The sequence below is a fragment of the Mesorhizobium sp. M0938 genome, assembly GCF_040319125.1.
Lineage (GTDB): Bacteria > Pseudomonadota > Alphaproteobacteria > Rhizobiales > Rhizobiaceae > Mesorhizobium > Mesorhizobium robiniae.
On sequence record NZ_JAMYNS010000054.1, the window covers coordinates 1 to 1,180 of the forward strand.

Genomic DNA, 1,180 nt, shown 5'->3' on the forward strand with positions numbered 1-1,180 from the left:
AATTTATGCCTATCTGATGATGGATGGCCAGATCAGGGCTCTCGTGCAGTTCGGTGTACTCGGGAAAGTGACAAGGCGTCATTGGATCGAATTGATCCGGAATTGCGTGCCCCCTGAGGGACTCACACGCAATCTATCCGGCTATAAGCGCATGGCCTTCCGCTTCTGGAAGCGTGCTGCGCGGCTTGCGAGCCGATCGCTGTCCCTCCAACACGGCGCCACAGCAGAGGCATTGCTGTCCATGGTGGGAGGTCGGTCTGATCGGGACAGCCACTACGGCAAACTCGCGCAGTTGGCCGCGGAAGCGCAGCGGTTGGTAGGATCGAGCGCCGAAGTGACAGAGGCTCTTGCTCTCCCGCGCCGTGCACCGGCCGGGGGCGAGCGCTACAATGATCGCACGTCGTTCTGGAACGGCTATTTCGCGACCGAGGACCCCTGGAACTATGGTTCGCCCTATGAGCAGGAAAAATATCAGCGGCAGCTCGAAATTCTGCCTGCCGGTCCCATTGGACGGTCGCTTGAGCTGGCCTGCGCGGAGGGCCATTTCACGCGGCAGCTGGCGCCCCGCGTGGGCCATTTGACCGCAACCGACATCTCCGCCATAGCCGTCGAACGGGCCCGCGCGCGATGTAGGGACCAACTGAATGTTGAGTTCAGCGTACTGGATTTCTCCGCGGATCCCCTGCCGGGTGAGATGGACCTGATCGTCTGTTCGGAAGTGCTCTACTATCTGGACGATCTCGCCGAGTTGCGGCGCATCGCCAAAAAAATCGTTGAGGCGTTGGCGCCTGGCGGCAGTTTCATCAGCGCACATGCATTCGTGCTGCGTGACAATGTTGAAAGGACGGGCTTCGACTGGAACACATTCGGTGCTCAGCTGATCTCGGAGACGCTGGCAGCGACCGAAGGCCTCGTCCTGGAGCAATCGATCCAGACCGAGCTCTATCGCATTGACCGCTTCCGCCGCCGGTCACCGGGCGACGTGGCGACGGAACCGATGATTGATCATGTGCCAATCCGCGCGCCCATCGGAATCGGGGTCGCGCGAAATATCGTCTGGGGCGGGGCGCGGGCCTTGCGCCGCGACGTCGCGCGTAGCGAGCGGCGGCAGCGTATCCCTGTCCTCATGTATCACAGCGTCGCCGACGATGGTCCGGCCGCGCTCGCCCGTTTTCGGCTC

At 61.9% G+C, this 1,180-nt stretch carries 1 protein-coding gene; it reads left to right on the forward strand.

What is annotated here, in order from left to right; translation table 11 throughout:
* Positions 1-1,180, forward strand: a 1,180-nt coding sequence (locus NKH73_RS32520) for an SAM-dependent methyltransferase (protein WP_352939605.1), incomplete at both ends; no start/stop codon positions are given.